Annotated in this window: 14 protein-coding genes; 1 reads left to right on the top strand and 13 read right to left on the bottom strand. The window is 31.5% G+C overall.

Features of this window, described 5'->3' with window-relative positions; genetic code table 11:
• Positions 1–10 precede the first annotated feature (10 nt).
• Positions 11–1498 (top strand): PLP-dependent aminotransferase family protein, encoded by a 1488-nt coding sequence (locus tag Q73A0000_RS04060; protein ID WP_193812807.1) that lies wholly within the window; start codon positions 11–13, stop codon positions 1496–1498.
• A 69-nt stretch (positions 1499–1567) separates the two neighbouring features.
• Here the strand turns inward: Q73A0000_RS04060 and Q73A0000_RS04055 are convergent, their stop codons facing one another.
• The 13 genes from Q73A0000_RS04055 to Q73A0000_RS03995 form a co-directional block, all read right to left on the bottom strand.
• Positions 1568–2602, bottom strand: a complete 1035-nt coding sequence (locus Q73A0000_RS04055; RefSeq protein WP_193812806.1) for an NADP-dependent oxidoreductase — start codon at positions 2600–2602, stop codon at positions 1568–1570.
• A gap of 181 nt (positions 2603–2783) precedes the next feature.
• Positions 2784–3236 (bottom strand): nucleoside deaminase, encoded by a 453-nt coding sequence (locus tag Q73A0000_RS04050; protein ID WP_193812805.1) that lies wholly within the window; start codon positions 3234–3236, stop codon positions 2784–2786.
• 75 nt (positions 3237–3311) lie between these two features.
• Complete coding sequence (locus Q73A0000_RS04045; protein WP_193812804.1) at positions 3312–4388, bottom strand: serine hydrolase domain-containing protein; 1077 nt, start codon at positions 4386–4388, stop codon at positions 3312–3314.
• Between the two features lie 278 nt (positions 4389–4666).
• Entirely contained in the window at positions 4667–5119 is a 453-nt protein-coding gene (locus tag Q73A0000_RS04040; protein ID WP_193812803.1) for a DUF1569 domain-containing protein, read from the bottom strand.
• A 54-nt stretch (positions 5120–5173) separates the two neighbouring features.
• Positions 5174–5698, bottom strand: a complete 525-nt coding sequence (locus Q73A0000_RS04035) for a sigma-70 family RNA polymerase sigma factor (protein WP_193812802.1) — start codon at positions 5696–5698, stop codon at positions 5174–5176.
• A 311-nt stretch (positions 5699–6009) separates the two neighbouring features.
• Positions 6010–6732 (bottom strand): phosphodiester glycosidase family protein, encoded by a 723-nt coding sequence (locus Q73A0000_RS04030; protein ID WP_193812801.1) that lies wholly within the window; start codon positions 6730–6732, stop codon positions 6010–6012.
• Positions 6733–7161: 429 nt separating this feature from the next.
• Positions 7162–8406, bottom strand: a complete 1245-nt coding sequence (locus tag Q73A0000_RS04025) for a carbohydrate porin (RefSeq protein WP_193812800.1) — start codon at positions 8404–8406, stop codon at positions 7162–7164.
• Positions 8407–8719: 313 nt separating this feature from the next.
• The gene (locus Q73A0000_RS04020; RefSeq protein ID WP_193812799.1) at positions 8720–9592 is read right to left on the bottom strand and encodes a hypothetical protein; all 873 of its coding nucleotides are present in this window, start codon (positions 9590–9592) and stop codon (positions 8720–8722) included.
• Complete coding sequence (locus tag Q73A0000_RS04015; RefSeq protein ID WP_193812798.1) at positions 9592–13290, bottom strand: ATP-binding protein; 3699 nt, start codon at positions 13288–13290, stop codon at positions 9592–9594. The genes Q73A0000_RS04020 and Q73A0000_RS04015 overlap by 1 nt, the downstream gene beginning before the upstream one ends.
• A complete protein-coding gene (locus Q73A0000_RS04010; protein ID WP_193812797.1) occupies positions 13274–13846 on the bottom strand; it encodes a condensin complex protein MksE in 573 nt (190 codons plus the stop codon). The genes Q73A0000_RS04015 and Q73A0000_RS04010 overlap by 17 nt, the downstream gene beginning before the upstream one ends.
• 5 nt (positions 13847–13851) lie before the next feature.
• The gene (locus tag Q73A0000_RS04005; RefSeq protein WP_193812796.1) at positions 13852–15048 is read right to left on the bottom strand and encodes a hypothetical protein; all 1197 of its coding nucleotides are present in this window, start codon (positions 15046–15048) and stop codon (positions 13852–13854) included.
• 307 nt (positions 15049–15355) lie between these two features.
• Entirely contained in the window at positions 15356–15781 is a 426-nt protein-coding gene (locus Q73A0000_RS04000) for a UPF0158 family protein (RefSeq protein WP_193812795.1), read from the bottom strand.
• Positions 15782–15949: 168 nt separating this feature from the next.
• Positions 15950–16957: a polysaccharide deacetylase family protein gene (locus Q73A0000_RS03995; protein ID WP_193812794.1), complete on the bottom strand. Its 1008-nt coding sequence runs from the start codon at positions 16955–16957 to the stop codon at positions 15950–15952.
• Positions 16958–17590: the final 633 nt, after the last annotated feature.

Genomic DNA, 17590 nt, shown 5'->3' with positions numbered 1-17590 from the left:
TTTTCGTATTATGGGTAGTCCGGTTTTAATTCCTTATCAAAGTTTTGTACATATCGATCGTGAATCGGCTACTGCCGTTTACATGCAAATTGCCAATCAACTCATCAATGCTATTCAACGAGGATATCTTATAGAAGGAACAAAATTACCTGGAACACGGGTGTTAAGTGAAATTGTGGAAGTACACCGCAAAACTATCGTAGCAGTTTATGATGAACTGGATGCTCAAGGTTGGGTAGAAACCCGACCTAATAAGGGAACATTTGTTTTGAGTAGAAAAGACAGTAAACCCAATCGTTTTCAACCTTTTTTACAAAATAAGCTAGCCACTTATCCAGGAAATACCGGTTATTCTTTTAAAAAGTCAAGTTTGCTGGATAATCCTTTTGAACACTCAAAATGTGAATATGTTTTTAATGATGGAACGCCAGATATAAGACTGACACAAGTTGATCATTTATCCCGCTTGTACAGTTCGAGTATGAAACGCAAAAGCAATCGGCGTAAACTGGGTTATTACAATCAGGACGGAAGCGAATACTTTAAAGAAAACCTTTCTAATTTTCTCAACTTATCCCGAGGACTGCATATTTCTAAAAACAATGTGCTTATTACCAGAAGTACGGAAATGAGTGTTTATATTATTTCTGAAATTTTACTGGCTGTTGATGACATTGTGGTTGTGGCTTCATTGAGTTATTTTTCTGTGAATATGATTTTTCAGAAATCAGGTGCTCGAATTCTTCAGGTTCCTATTGATAACGAAGGGATTCAAGTTGATGCCGTTCGGGATTTGTGCAGAAAACATAGTGTGAGAATGCTATATCTTACACCACATCATCATTATCCTACAACAGTTACATTGAGCGCACAACGCAGAATTGAACTTTTGGATTTGGCGAATGAATTCGGATTTGTGATTTTGGAAGATGATTACGATTATGATTTTCATTATGATAAAAGCGCGGTACTACCTTTGGCAAGTGCAGATACCAACGGAATGGTTATTTATGTTGGTTCGTTTGGTAAATCTCTTGCACCCGGCTTCAGAACGGGTTTTATCGTGGCTCCGGAAAATTTGATGGATGAAATGCGAAAGTATTTAGGAATTATTGACCGACAGGGAGATGTCTTGATGGAGCAGGTTTTGGGAGAAATGATTGAGGAAGGTGAAATCCATCGGCATCTAAAAAAATCAATAAAAGTTTACCATCAGCGCAGAGATACTTTTACAGCACTTTTAGAGAACAACTTTGAAGGCTATTTGCAGTTTAAAAAACCATCAGGAGGTTTGGCAGTTTGGGGAGAATGGCAGTTGCCCATCAATCTTCTGCAATTAAGTAATGGTTGTGCCAAAGATAATCTGTTTATTCCTAAAACCTTGTTGTATCAAAATCGGCAGTTAAGCGCAATGCGCCTTGGTTTCGGACATTTAGACGAATCTGAAATGCAACATAGCGTTGCTATTTTACTGCATCATGTAAAGAAATTTTCCTGATTATTTTTTTAGGAAAAAGATCAAAAGGAAATTTTGTAAAAGTAAGTTTAGAAAATTTGGTTTGGGATATTATGATGAGGTTACATCAGAAACTTTCACCATTTGTTTGCCGATATTTTCACCCTTAAATAAACCGATAAATGCAGCAGGAATATTTTCAAATCCTTCGATGAGGTTTTCTCTGTATTTTAATTCGCCACTTTTGAGCCATTGCGAAATTTCCTTTTTGGCACTTTCAAATTCATCCATAAAATCGAAGACAACATAACCTTCCATTCTGGCGCTTTTTTGAATCAGAATATGATGAGGTCGCGGTCCTTGTGGCGGATGATTTTCATTGTAATCGGAAATCTCACCGCAAATAACCAAACGCGCATGTTTGTTAATCGAACCCAAAACCGCATCGAATGTTTTCCCACCAACATTGTCGAAAAATATATCGACACCATTTGGACAAGCCTCGGAGATCGCTTTCGCTAAATCATCGGTTTTTTTATAATTGATGCCGACATCAATACCAATTTCTTTTTCCAGATATTCGATTTTCTTTTCAGATCCTGCGATTCCGATTACTCGGCAACCTTTTATTTTGGCGATTTGTACTGCGATACTTCCAACGCCACCTGCTGCACCAGAAACTACAACGGTTTGTCCTTTTTTTATTTCTCCGATTTTTTCAAGACCAAAATAAGCAGCAAGTCCGGGAACTCCTAAAACACCGACTGCCGTAGAAATTGAACCTAAAGTAGGATCTACTTTCTCTACTTTTTTAGCATCGATGGTTTGGTAGATTTGCCATGGTAAACGACTACTAACGATATCGCCTTTCGCAAATTCACCGCTTTTACTTTCTACAACTTGTGCAACCGATCTGCTCGTGATTGGAAAGCCTATTTCAAATTTTAATCCGATGGCATCGTCGGTTCCTTTATTCATAAATCCACGCATTCCCGGATCTACCGAAACGTAAAGAAGTTTGACAAATACTTCACCCTTTTTTAATTCGGGCATTCCGATTTCTTTTAATTCGAAGGTGCTTTCTGTAGGGATTCCGGCTGGTCTTTCGGCTAAAAGAATGACTTGGTTTTTATCTTGATGTTCCATGTTTTTAGAATTTAAATAATGGAGAGAAAGGGTTTCTAATGTGATTCCTAAAGTGAAATTACATCTTACAAATTTAGCAGAAAAAAATAGAGTAGGTGATCATCAGTTGAAATGATGACTATCGATTATAGCAATGTTTTCAATTACCGATGCTCAATTGTTTTCCAGCTGGTAGAAGAATTTAGTTGTGCAATGCTGCACATTCCTTTTCCAATATTCCTTTTATTAAAATCGGAGGAGTGGACCATTTTTTAATGGTGGTGTCTAAAAGCAAAGGCAGTTTAGAACTAAATCCACCAATTTCTCCAGTTGCTATTCCTGTTACGATGATCGGGATTTTGGTATGTCGAATTACATATGAACACATAATGCACGGTTCGTGCGTGGTGTACATGATGCAGTCTGATAAATCCTGCTTTTCTATCTTTTTTGTTGCATTCCGTATCGCTTCGATTTCCGCATGAAAAGTAATGTCTTTATGCGTTTTTCCACCTTCAATTCCTTCCCCGATAATGACTCCATTTTGTACGATGATTGAACCAACAGGACTGTCGCCTCGCTGCTTTGCAATTTTGGCAAGGTCTAAACAAATTCTCATATAGGATTCGTGCTGTTGTAAATCGGTATTGTTCATTTTTTGTTTTTAATATTCCTTTGCGGCTCCACAAATCCTGCTTTGCCAAATGATTGTGGGGAATCTTATTCTCTTTTATTTTGTTATTTCGTCAATAAAACCGTGAAGTTTTTTAAGTTCTATTCTCCCTCTATTTTTCTCTCCAAGAAAGCAAGTTGCGGTAATTACCATTTTTAAATCGGGAATAATACAAATAATTTGTCCGCCGTAACCAACTGCTACAAAAGCTTGATGTCCGTTTGTTTTTCTACGCCACCAATAATAACCGTAACCATTTGCATTGGGTAAGACATCCCAAGAATCTAATTTAACTTGTTCAGCCGTTGCTTCTTCAATCCATTTTTGAGATACAATTTGGTTGTTTCCAATTTTCCCTTTATTGAGGATTAATGTTCCAAACTTTAGCATATCATTTGGTTTCATGAAAAGTTCAGAACCAGCAAGATTTCGATCTAATACGTTCGTATCCCATTTTTCAATTTTTAAAGATAAAGGATTGAATAAATTTTTGTCAGCAAATTCTTTCAAATTAGATTTCACCAATCGGGAAAGAGCAGCACCAAAAACATAAGTTTCACCAGTGCTGTAATTGAATTTATCGCCAGGATATTCTTCAAAAGGTAAGTCTAAAACAAATTTCACAGGATCTGAAGATAAGCCCATCGCTCTTGAAAGTTGACTGTTTTCTGTGAAGTCGAAACCACCTTGCATGGTCATTAAATGTCTTAAGGTTACTGTTTTCCTTATAGAATCGTGAAGCATCTTTCCTTCAATATCTGAAATGTTTTTAAATTGACTTCGGGAAATATCATATTCGGGAAGGATTTTTAGAACAGGTGTATTTAAATCTGCAAGCATTCCTTGATCTCTTGCGATTCCAGCTAAAATGGATGTTACACTTTTGGTAACAGATTTTACGTTAAAAACTGTTTCTTTATTTGCACCGTGAAAATAGTGTTCATAAATAATACGGTCATTTTGAGAAACAATAAATGACCCAATAGAAGGAATAGAGTCGTTTAACTTTTTTGTAAATTCTTCGTAAAATGGTTTGGGTAATTCTTTGGTTTTATAGGTCTGTGATTTTAGAGTAAAAGAAAAAAAAATTAAAAATGATAGGATTGAAATATACGATATTGATTTATAATTCATTGGTCTTACTTGTAAGTTTAATAGTGGTAGTCTTTGAAAAGATCGGTATTTATTTCTTTCAAAAATAGTTGAATTATTTTAACAAAAATAAAAAAACGGTGAGTGTTTTATAACGTTTGCGTATTCAATATGGCTGTATATTCAAAGAATTTTTAAGCGCAACAAAAGTACAGTAATCAAACAGTTGAGATGATGATTCATTGCTCAATTAAGAATTTTAAGCTCCATTAAGAACAAAAATTGATGGTTTGATATGGAAAATGCTTGCAGTTTTTTGTCTATGCTCCGAATTGTCTCAAATGATGGTCAATATGTTTATACGCCATATAACCAATTTGTTCTTTTGTCATTTTTCCGAAAAAAGAATGAATGAATTCTGGATTTGAAAAATAGTCATACTCTTCAATCAGGCTAATCCATTTACTTTTTTCCGCTTCCAGGTCATCTGTTGTTTTTATAACTTTCAGAAAAGAAAGAGTAGGTACATTTCGCTTTAGTGGGCTTTCATCTTTTAAGATATCTTTCAAAGCCATTTTTCCAAATAAGCGTCCAATCAATGCTTGTTGATATTGAGGCTTGTTTTTTCCTAATATCCATTCGTCATATAGCGTACAATGCTTTATCATTTGGTAAATATTCATTTTGCCGAATTGAGCTAAACTGTTTTTATCAAGTTTGCTTATTCTTGCAATTAATTTTTCTCTTGTTTCTTTGTCAAAAATCGTTTTCATTGCCAATGAGTTTTGAATAAATATTTTTTCTTATTTGCTTGACAAAAATAAAGTTTAGGGTTTACAATTAGAGCAATTCGATTCTCCAATTAATTTCCCATTTTTATCAAACTCATATTTACAGCATTCGTTGAAGTTTTTCTTTAAAATATCTTTTGCCCGTTTAATCCTGGCCTTCACATTTTCAAGACTGATATCTAATTCTGTTGCAATGTCATTTTGCTTCTTTCCTTGTATATAAACCAATTCAATGACTTGTTTGTAAATTTCTGGTAAATCGTTAATGAACTTATCAAAGCAGCAAATATTTTGATATTCCTCTACCTCGTTTTCTTTGTTATCTTCGAGATTCTCAACATAAACAGATTCTTTATTAAAGTAATTGGCTATTTCGTTTCGGGCAATTTGAAAAACCCAGGCTCTTGCTTTTTCATCGTTTTTGAGCTGAGATAAATTTTCGTGAATTTTCAGAAAGGTATTTTGGAAAATATCATTAGAAACTTCCTTATTTTTAACTTTCTTAAGAATAAAAAAGTAAAGTTCATTATTGAAATTATTCCAGATTTTTTGAGTTTCCATATTCGTAAAAATAAAAAAAGATTAGTTGAATAACTAATCTTTTTTCAATTTAGCAACAAGTGCATTTAGTACATTCGCATTTTACACAAGGACAATTGTTTTCGGCACAATTTCCACATTTACATTTGGTGCACTCACAATTAGTGCATTTACATTTGCTCATTTTATTAAAATTTTAAGTTCATTAAGTAGACTGATAAAATGTATAAAGGATACATTTTATTTTTATTATAGAACTTTAAGAGGTTGAAAAATACCGTTTATTACTTTCAAAAAAAGTATCTTTTTCTGCAATGCTTACCATAATCCATTTATTGATGAGTTGTCACTCCTACGATGACTCCGAAATTACCGTCGGTCTGTATCCAGTTTTTTTCAGGTTGATAGGTTCTGCTAACAAAACCGTCAAAAGAAAGGGCATTTTTACAACCTAATTCTTTTAAGCGCTTTGCAAAATCAAAAAGGCTGACTTCTCTTTTGGACATGATAAAAACTAAATCATTATTTGGTAAGACACCAACTCCATTTCGGATATTCAAATTCGTAGATCCTTGTTTAAAGTCCGGGTGAATTTTTCCATTAATAACAAGCATGGGACCGGATTGAGTGGCGTATTTTATCTTTCCATTATTTTTAAAATTCTCAGTGGTACAAATAACAGCATTGTTTCCAGTATCGATATACAAAACGCCATTCGGTTTCCAATAAAAATTACCCGCAGCTTTCCTGGTATTCAATGGAGTAATCATTTTTTGATCCTGGATAAAGAGACCCAGTGGGGAGTTGTCCGCCTTATACATTCCCGCATTTGTTGCGAATATAAGCCTCTCTTTTTTTGCGCCAAGCCAGTTTTTTAGATTTTGAATGCTTTTGAATTCTTGATTCTTATCATCCTTCCAGTATAGTTTTAAATCTTGTTTTTTTAAATTGACCTGATAGATTAGAAAAATTTCATCATCAGATTTTGAAACAGTGAATGCAGAAATTCCCAGGATAAGCAGTGCAAAGGGAATAAAAAGATGTATTATTTTCATGGTATAAATATAACCTGTTAAATGCTAAATTCGATCATTCGTTACCTGAAAAAAGTTGGAGAAAAGTTTCCAAAATGAATTTGATCTGGCGCAAAGCCGAAGATTCAGCGTGCTTGTATTTCTTGTCTTGCAGACAAAACGAAAGCTTAGTTTTATCGCTAAAATTTTCTCAAAGCTTATATAAGTGTCTCCAATTCTATATGTCATTTTTAAACGTTTTTTGGTTAAAATATCCGTAAACGTCAGTCTTTGAAAAAAAACGTTTTATTACTTTCGAAAATAGCTAAATCATTTTAATAAAAGGAAGGAAATTAGTATAATGCCTCACCGAAATGACCGCAGTCAAATGTTTTTCTTCCGAGTTTAGAAAATTCCATTTCTGAAGAATGTTTAATTCTTTTTACCGCTGCTTTTCTTAAAACAAACCACTTAATTTTGCGATCCTAATTGAAAGTTGAGGATCATCGTGCCCACCAAAGCATTATTAAATTGACCACCCGGATTAATGATGTACTGTACATCTGCTTTTACATTGAACCAATTCGTAATGACTAATTTATAAAAAGCTTCCACGTTGGCTTCGTTCTGTTTTGACAAATTTAATTGGGGACTTAAATTCACATAGTTTGCCGAAAAACCTAGGGCGTCATTACTTCGCTTGGCAGACAAGCCTGTCCAAATAATACCACCGCCATATTGTGCGTAAATTGCTGTGAGATTGGGGTCAGTTAAACCTAAATCAAGAAACATTCGTATTCCTCTGTCATTTGTTTGGTCAGAAAAAGGTTGCCATAATGTTTGGTTAAATATGGCGTACATCCCATTTGCACCTTGCTTGCTTTTATCATTAAAGTTCGAGAAAGTTCCCGTATGTTGCCATAAGCCAAGTTTAAAATTTCCATCTTTTTTAAATCTGGATAAATGACTCCATGTTAAACCCGCTTCACTTAAAAGCAATACTCCGTTTTTCGTTGGTTGGTCAGACATTGGATTTCCATAAAAATTGAGAAATCCTGCCTTTTGATTAGCATAATCTATTCCCAGACTGAAGTAAAATAATTTTCCCGGTGTAAAAAAAACATTAATTCCCGGCGCTGGATCAGGAAAGGTTGGAAAAACGAAAAGTGTCGGCGAAACCTGTGTTGAACTGTTCATAAATTCAAGTCCGTTTTCAATTACGCTAAATTCTGTATTGGCATCGATCTTACCTATTTTTATTCTTAACTTCGAATTAAACAGTTTCTGCTGATACCAAAATTCAAATATTTGTGCAAAGGGAAATGAATTATTTCTATCAAAAAGTTGAAAATCGCCAATTAATTTTTTAGAAGGATTATCTCCGGCGTGATACTGAAGGTCGGCATAAAAAGTAGCATTTTTCAGTCCTATTAATTTTTGCAAATCCAAATTGATGTTCGCATCGAAAGTGGAAGCATAAGCAGTTCCTGTTTTAATCCCACCTTTCAAATTTTGGTAACCTTCCAATGATTCGCTAACGGCAAAGGTGATTCCTTTTTCATTGAGGTTAGTGAAAATATTCTTTTGTTGAATGGAATCCTGAGCACTGCTGTATAACCCCATTGAAATGAACAATACATAAAAACATTTGAAAATAACCCTCGGAAATAGAATGGTAATTTCTAATTGGTTAGTTCTTGTAGTTTTTTGAAACATAACTATTCTTCCATTTTAAATTTCTAAAAACATCATATCTGCCACACGAATTTGAGTTAATTCCTGTTTTGTTTCTCGTTGACAATGAATGCTGTTATGGTACCGTTGCATAAAATCTAATAGAATTCGCTTTGTTGAAGTTAATATTTTTTGGTGAATAAATGAATTGCAAATATTAAAAGGAAGGAGTTTGAGAACCGTGATCTCTATTGATTTTGTATTTTTAAACTAATAAAAAGCAAAAAGCAGTCCTACTAAAAAACTGCTTTGTAATGCTAAATTGTTAATTCATTTCTTTCAGATAGAAGAAAGATTAGTTATTTTGAGTTGGTGTTTCAGGTTGAATGTAATATTCCTGGTCTAAACCCTTTTTTTCTAAGTTGATGATTTCCAGTAATTCCAAAATTTTCACTTCCTGAATACTATCTGTTTTAAAATTTAGTTTTTGCTTATTAAATCTTTCTCTATTTCCATTTTCCCTTAAATCACTTTTAATATTTTCAGGGACGAAAAATGTAGCCTTTTGCCCCAAATGCTTTTTGTATTCATTTAAATAAATTCCAATTCCTGCTAGGTCAAAGTCTCCAAAATGTAGATAATTGTTAGGAATAGATTTCAACCATTTTATCAAATCTTTGTTTTGATTTTGTGGATAACGTGAAACAAATAATGGATTTAAACCTTCAAATAAGTATTTCTGTTCTTGAATTTGACTAAAGTTTTTGGCGTTTTCCACTCCTATAATCGTTATATTTTCGGGTATTTTAAAAGTTTCATAGTCATAAATAAAAATAAAACTACCTAATGCCGGATTGATTGTTACCATCCGATTGTTTAGTTCAGCTATAATTGGAGAATAACAATTTACCAAAAAGCCTTTAAAAGCTCTTTCTTTAGATTTTTTAGAATCGCTGGTGATTTTTACAGATTCTGAACGACTTGAATTTTTGTTTTCTAGAAGTAAAATATAACTTTCTAAATCATTAATTTGCAGTTGGTTTTCTAAGTAAATTTGCAGTTGGTTTTCATCTAACAACTGTAAAGTTTTTTGATGTTTTCCCTTTCTGAAAATGATATTTTCTGCTACTAAATCGTCAATGAACTTGCATCTAGCAGAACTGCCTGGAATAGTTTCACCTTTGATGAGTTGAACTAATACTTTTGCGATTTTTAAAGTTAAATTCATTAATTAAGAACTTTTGAGTTAACTTTTACCAATCGATTTATTTTAGTGATATATTTTTTAGCATCCGTTTTAGATTGCTCTTTGGCGAGTTTATAGGTGTATTTATAGTCAGTCGCATTTTGGCTTGTTGGCGAACCATTGATTAATAAAATGTTTCTTTCATTGGCAAATCGTAAAATTCCTTTTACATTATTTGGGTGAAGTCGTCCAATTTCATCCATCATACAATGCAATTTAAAGTCTTTAAATTGTTTGGAAGCACTTTCTTTAAATACATTCAGCAGCAAAATATTAATCATTGCCTTTACTAAAACATCTGTTCCTTCACTTCCCACATTCGAAAGTTTTTCCACCCAACCAGAATCATTGTCGTTTTCTACAATTCTAAACTGTAAATCAAAAGATTCTGATAATGTAACTGAAGTATTTTTAGATTTTTCGAGCTCTTTTACCAGTTGTTTTAATAATTCTACTGCTTTTTGATTTTTTGAATTGGTATCTGAACCCGTAAATAGATTTGATTCGCCTAAAAGCAAACTATTCTCGTCGTTAAATTCTTTAATCTGAATGAGTAATTTCACTATCGGATTGGAACTTTTTTGCGTTCTCATTTCCATTTCTTTAATAGCTTGCACAAAATTTTTGTTTACAAAATCGTCATTTATTTTTCTGATAATTTTTTCAATTTCTGCTTCCTTTGAGTTTAACTCGGTAGTTTCTCTTCCAATTAATCGAATAATATTGGCAAAGCGTTCGTTAACTCTTTTTTCAAATTCATTTATTTTATCGGCTTCAATAAACTCTTTTAAGTCTGAGGCGAAATTTAGAAAATCTATATCTTCATTTAATTTTACTTTAAAACTGAAAATATTATGCTCATTAAAGTTTCCATTAAAATTATTGATGGCTTGCTGCAATTCTTTGAAGGTTTCAATTCCTTTATAATGCTTGTCATTTATTTCCGAAATAATTGCAACAGCAGTTTTTGTATCTTCAACTTTGTTTGTTGCATCAGAAAAATAAGCTTGAATACTTGCATATGTTTCAGATTTCTTAAACTCTAGAAACTTACTTTCGTCACTCTCAAATTCAGTAATCTTTAATTGAATTTTATCAACAATCTCTTTTTGATTTCTATATTTTTCTTCTAATTTATTAAGTTCAATTTTATGTTCCGTTTCGAAAGCATGTTGCTTTTTTTCTAAACTTATTTTATTTGCTTTCAGTTCCGGCATTTTATCAAAAAGTTCTCTTTTGTCTTTTTCAAATTCAATAACGATACGTTCATTAAAAGCTATGAAATCTATTGATTTTACCAATTCTGTTAATCTAACATCAATTAAATGAAGTCTTTTTGTATCTGCACCTTTATCGTCGAGCTCTGAAGTTTGTTGTTTTTTAAGTTCAAGAATACGATTGTCACACGCTATTTTATTTGCAGAAATTGCGGTTGAAATTTCTTCAATTCTAGTATTCTTTATGGTGTTTAGATTTGAAATTTCGGTGGCTCGTTCTTTTTCTTTTAAAGTAATTTTGCGCTCAATTCCTTTTTTAATGAGCTCTATTTGCTCTTGTGCCTTAATCTTTTGAGAAGTTATTTTATCCAATTCACTATCCAAACTTAATAGAATTTTTCCTTTTTCAGATTGAGCTTTTTGAAGCCATTCATTAAATTCAATGTTATTTTTCTTTAATTTTTCATTAGTTTGTGTACTAACATATTCGTTCTCTGCACTTTTATCTTTAAACTCTTTTAGAATTTTCTGGAATTTAGTTTTAAGTTTTAGCAAACTAGAACTTTTATCTAAATTTAATTTATCACTTGCTTTTTGAACTTCTTTAATCTTATTTTTAAGTTCTTCAATATCAAAATTATATTCTTTTACCGTTTTTATTCTGCTATTCAAAGCATTTAAATTTAGCTCTATACCGTAAAAAGTTGCGACTTCATTATCAATTAATTTAGGATTTAAGTCCGAATTAAAAAGCACAGTATCTTCATCAATTACTTTCCCAATCGTATTTTCCCAATTTGGTATTGTATCATTTAACCAACCGTAAAATGAAGATTTACTTTGTTTGATTTTGTTTTGAATGACCTCAATTTCGGCTTCCAATTTTTTACTATTGTCTATTGCTTTTTCAATGGAAACGGTAAAATTTCTTTCTATTTCTTTTGTTTCTAATTCCCATTCTTTTCGAATGTTTTCTGATTTGTTTTTTGAATCTGAAATTATTGAAGTAGATGTATTTAACTGATTGTTTAGCGTTTCTTTTTCTGCTTTGCATTTTTCAATTTCTGCAATAAAAAAGGTTTGATGTTTTAGTTCAGATTTTTTATTTTTAATACGATTTTCTTCACTTTCAATATTTTTTAATTCGTTAAAAGCCTTTTCTTGTTCCGCTTTATGATCTTGTTTAATTTGTGAAATCAACGCTTGATACCGATCGATTAATGCAGCTTTTTCATCACTAAATTCACTTTGGATTTTATTTGTTTCGGCGTTTTGAGTATTTGTATATTCCTGATGTTGGTTTTGAACCTGAGCTAATAAAGCTTCATATTTTTGACTAATTAAACCAAAAGAAGAAGTGAGAAGATTTTTTTCTTCACCCAAGGTTTTTTGCTCATTACTCAATGTGTTTTTTTGCGCTACTTTTTGAATTAAATAGGTAATATTTTGATTTTTGTATTCTGTTTGTTTTTCGCCAGCCTTTGCTAATTCTTTTGTTATATATTTAATATCCGAAACAATATTTTGTTCTCTTTTTAAATGAAGTTCTTGTAGGTTTTCTTTCTTTTTAAAAATGGAATTAAAAGTATTGTTTTCAGTCGAAAAATTGGATAATAAAATGGGTTTTTCGCCTTCAATATAAGACATTCGAGAATTTAAACTTAAAGCTAATTCTCTTTTTTCTCTATTCAAATAATTAAAAACTCTGTATTTATCAATCACTCTATCTGCTTGATTTCGAACAATAATTTGACCTTTTTTGTTTTTGTTAAACCATATTTTAATATCATTAATTTGAGTTTCAAAATCCCGCAAATGACTTTTTGCATAGTTTTCAATATCGATTATAAATTCATCTTCATTTAAAGAATTGATAATGGTGTCTTTGATGAATTTGGCCTCTAAATTGGAGTTCAACAATACATTTTGGATGGTTCTAGGAATGTTTTGATATTGCTTACTTTCAATTAAAGCATATTTTCTAAAATCAGCATTTAGTCCTTTGTTATCGCCATAAATTATCCTGCGAAAATCTTCATAACTTGAAACCAAAGGCGTGTAATGAATTTCTTTTCCAAACGCATTTCTAATTTTATCCCAGCTTTCAAAGGCTCGATTATTTGCATCAACAAAATTTTCTCGTTTGTATTCTGAATTAAAAAATCGAAAAGCAACCTTGCCATTTACTTTGTAGGCTAAAACACAAAAGGGGACATTATCTTTAACAACTTCATAAATAATATAGGAGTTTTGATACTCAAAATAATAATCGTCAAAGCTTTTCTTCTCTCTTGGGATGCCCAATTTCGTTTTATTCGCATTATAAAAAAATAAAATAGCTCGAAGCAAAGTACTTTTTCCAACACCTTGTGTACCAATTAAGTGGGTGTTTCCGTCTAACTCAATTTCGGCATATTTTATAGATGCACTGTTGATAAAAACTATTTTATTCAGGTATCTCATTTTCTATTTCTTCAGGAATATTAATAGTTGTAATGATGTCTTTTAAGTAATTGAAAGAAGTTAAAACTTTGTAGGTTTCAGAAATTTCATTTTCTAAAGTAATGAAATTATCTTTTTCTAGTTTTTCAATTATTTTTTTAATTCGGTCGGTATAATTTTTTTGTTCACCGCTTATTTTTTTAAGACTATCTAATTTTGTTTTTAAATCAGCATTATTTTTTAACTGATTGACAATATCTGCGGGCGAAAACCGAAAGCCAACATCAAAAGAAGAATCAAAAGTTTTAAAGAAATCTAAAATATCAATCCAATTAAATGCTTTTTCTAATTTTCTGTCTAAATCAACATTGTTTTCAACACGACTAAAATAAAAATATTCGTTGCCTTGCTCTAAAATGTAATTGATTTGGTAGAAATACTCATATAAATCGGCAAAAGTATCTTGTTCTTCCAGTACTTTATAGAGGGTTTGAATATGTTCATTTGGACTGTTTGAACAGATAAATTGTCCTCTGCGAAGCACGTCAAATATCTCTGAAGTATATTTTGTAATCATAAGCTTTATCTTGAATATACGATGGCGTATTCTATATCATTTGTTTTTTGAAAATCATCTTCTATGACTAATTCTTGCTCATACTGAGAAATAATTTGACAAAAAACCGTCACTCGTTCATCAAAATCAACTTCTTTCTGAAAATCATAATGAAGAATAAAATTGAAGAGATTATCGCTCGTTGCCACAAACTTATTTCTAATTTCTTCCAAATTTATCATCACTTCACTTTCAATATTGCTTTCGAGGTATTCATCAGAAATTCTATCAGCTAATATCGGTTTGGAATGGTTTCTGTTTTTATGATTTTTTGCAATTCTTTTAATCGCTTCAAAAGCTTTTTCGCTTTCTCGAAGAAAATCTAATGATAAATTTAAGCGTTCAATTGATCTTGTTTCAAAAACAACTTGGTTTTTAGTGGCTATTATTTGCTTAATATCCGTTTCAGCTTCAATTGTAAAATGGTCTTTTAAGTATTTTAATTTTCGAAGTTTTTCTAAAAATTTCCCTTGATGCTTTATTTGATTCAGATAATCTATGATTTGTTTTTCTATTTCAATCAAGTTATGCGAACATTCTCCCAATTGGTATTTTAGCTCAATAATAATTCTGTTGAGTTCTTCATCTAATGCTCTGTTGAAAAATGTAATTTCATCTTCGTTAATCAATTTTAAAGTATGATTAATGAGGTTTTCAATAACTTTTCTCTTCGTATCGAAATTTTCTAACTTTAGTTGTTTGTTTTTATAATTAGCTTCATTTTTAAAAGTATTCTCGATATTTCGTCTCAAATCTACGACACTTCGACGAGTAACAGTTCCCATTTTCCGAAAGGTCTTTTTTATAAATCGTAGATAACTGTATTTTTTGTTCTCATTATTTTCATTTAAAAAGTAATCAATATTTTCTCTAATATTTTTGATGTTTTCATCAATATAAGACAAGTTAATTTCCTCATTAACATCTAAAATCTGTTCAAAAAATTCTAAAAATTGGTCGTCAAGCTCTAATAATCCTCCATTTTCTCTTACAACTGATCTTTGTATTAAATAATCAATCCGATTTTCGTCATAATCAACCAAGGCTATCGCATCGCTGTACTTGTAATCAATAGATTTTCTTTTGCTAAACATTTCAGAAATCAATTTTTCCTCTCTTTTCAAAGCAGAAATTAATTCCTTTATGTCATTGAATGTATTCATCTATATGTTTTATTTAACTAGCATTGGCACAAAACAATTCTTTTGGTTTTCTCCGCGTTGGAAAAATCGTAGGTAAAACCAAATGTACATTTATGTAAACTGATTGTTTAGCTTTTACAGAATGGTAACCTGTGAAAAAATCTCCGTTTATTACTTTCAAAAATAACTAAATTATTTCAATAAAAGGGAAAGCCGATTAGTGCTTCAAAAACCGTAGGAATTAGCAAAAAAAAGCAGTCCTACTAATAAAACTGCTTTATAATGCTAAATTCTTACTTCATTTCTTTCACATAAAACGAAAGATTAATTATTTTGAGTGGTTTAATCTTGCTTCTACTATTTTCTCCATTTCTAATTTCTTAAAATCAAACCATTCTTGTCTAAAATCCGAATTATCGATTGAATTCTTAAAATTCTGAAATGGTTTTCTCTCCTGTAAAATATGTTCCAGTTTCGCTTTATATTGCACATCAGCAATTTGGTCAACAAATAGTTCCATGATTTTAAAGGATTCAGAACTTTCTAAAGGATCTATTTCTATTAAATCTGCTCTGTTTTTCTCGATTGCTTCTAAATCCTCGTGAAACAACTCTTGAAATTCTTCTTCATCCTGAATGATTGAATAATTCGGAATTGCGATAATTTCATCCGTTTTAGGATTGTAATAACATTCATTTCCGCAATCTAATTCTTGCGCGATTTCATTAATTATTTTCGACTTGGTATTTTCCATTTTTTTATAATTCTATAATTTATATTCGCTTTTTAATCACACTCCTCGGCTACCTCACGAATCCTTCGTGTGGTCTTTCTTAAATCATACATTCTAAATACAATTTAGAAATTTTTATGCTATAGACCACACGATATAATCGTGCTGCAGCAGTTATTCTTTTGACCACTATTTACTGTTTTCAAATTCATCTTCTACATTTTCACGTAAATCATAGAGGAGCCATTGTTTATTCATAACGGCTGATTTTTCCTTTTGCAAAAGATTGCTGAACTCTTTTATTCCCAATGGTTCATTTCCATTGCCATGTATCAATACAATGTTTCCGTTATGTGCAACTTGTCCTTTTGCCAGCCAGGCATCGCTGCCAATTGGAATCAATCCGTAATTGGTAACATCTTCAACCAACTGATGGTCAGAAACCAATCCTGGAAATCTAAAGAATGCAGACAGTTTCAAATCCTTTTCAAGCAATGCCATTTCAGTGCCCAGTATTTCAAAGTTTAGATCAGTTCCGGGTTCTAACAGAAAATTATTTTTTAAGGGCACTTTCGGATTAAAATGATGATTGTAAGTATGATTAACCCAGGTAATATTGATATAGCCAGTTTTTTCTAAATTTTTCAACCATTCTATATCTTCGGAATGGGTAATCATGAATCTTCCGGTAATCGACAATGCGATCGGTACTGGTTTCTCGTATTTGTTAAATTCATTGATGAGCGAGGTGAATACAATACGGTCTAATGGTTTATGAGAAGGGCAAAGGTCAATCGTTAATACAATGCCTTTATCGGCCGGATATCCATTAATTATTCCGGCATTTTGAAGGTCGAATGATTGTTGTTTCGCAGCTAATATCGCTTTTATATACGGTGTGTTTTTGTAGCCAATCAAAATCTGCTGCCAATTGGAAGGACTCACTTTTATTTGATCCGAAGATAGGATAGAAGTACTAATATCATTAGGATTAATTCCTACATAAAACTGCTTTCCAGCTCGTGAAAATTGTCTGATGACGATGATTTTTTTATTGTTGTAATCTCCAACTCCTAAATAAACTTTATAATTACTAACACCAATACCTTGCGCGTAAACATTGAAATTCAATGATAATAAAAGGATGAAAAATGCAACAACTATTTTCTGTGTAAAAGTAAAATTGATGGTATTCATTGGTTATTATTTTTTGCATCGTTACTAATGGAGGTAAACTTCAATAAAATTACAAATAATGAATTTACTAAAAAAATTGCTAAAGAAAATGCAATCGACGATATTACGGAATCGAATTAGTAGGCAACAAAAAGCAGTGCAGTCAGAACACTGCTTTTAATTTAATAACGGTCTGATTTAAAAATGGTATTAATCAAAAAAAATACTGTTTTATGAACTTAATAGACCTAATATATTCCATCTTTTAAGATTCTTTTGTGACTTTTGTGGTTTAAAAGATCTTTGTGGTTTAAGAAATAATGGTACCAATCAAATAAACGTGCAATTTTGTGAACTTGATAAACGTAATATATTCCATCTTTAAAGATTCTTTTGTGACTTTTGTGGTTTAAAAGATCTTTGTGGTTTAAGAAATAATAGTACCAATCAAATAAACGTCCAATTTTGTGAACTTGATAAACGTAAAATATTCCATCTTTAAAGATTCTTTTGTGACTTTTGTGGTTTAAAAGATCTTTGTGGTTTAAGAAATAATAGTACCAATCAAATAAACGTCCAATTTTGTGAACTTGATAAACGTAAAATATTCCATCTTTAAAGATTCTTTTGTGACTTTTGTGGTTTAAAAGATCT

The sequence above is a fragment of the Kaistella flava (ex Peng et al. 2021) genome, from assembly GCF_015191005.1.
Classification (GTDB): domain Bacteria; phylum Bacteroidota; class Bacteroidia; order Flavobacteriales; family Weeksellaceae; genus Kaistella; species Kaistella flava.
This window is presented reverse-complemented; position numbering and strand designations above follow the sequence as displayed.